Origin of the sequence: Legionella bozemanae (assembly GCF_001648595.1) — a bacterium.
In the GTDB taxonomy this organism is placed as follows: Bacteria; Pseudomonadota; Gammaproteobacteria; order Legionellales; family Legionellaceae; genus Legionella; species Legionella bozemanae.
The window spans coordinates 1-268 of sequence record NZ_KV441810.1 but is presented as its reverse complement, the minus strand read 5'-3'; the positions used below and the strand labels follow the sequence as shown (position 1 = coordinate 268).

The following is a 268-nucleotide window of genomic DNA, read 5'->3' as shown; positions in this document are numbered from 1 at the left end:
ATGTTTTCTGCGATCTCCAATAAAGTATTCATATCATCGCCAAATACTTTGACCGCGACATCACTACGAACCCCCGAGATCAGTTCATTAAAACGCATTTGAATGGGTTGAGTAAATTCATAATTATTTCCTGGAATTTGCCTCACTGCATTTTCAATTTCCTGTACCAGTTCCTGCTTGGGCTTTTTGGGATTAGCCCAATCTTTTCGCTTTTTTAGAATAATAAAGGTATCGGCAACATTAGGTGGCATCGGATCGGTGGCTACCT

The 268-nt window shown here is 40.3% G+C and carries 1 pseudogene; it reads right to left on the bottom strand.

From position 1 onward, the window contains the following. Positions 1-268, bottom strand: a pseudogene (locus tag A8O27_RS19215) (efflux RND transporter permease subunit); the annotation flags it as partial.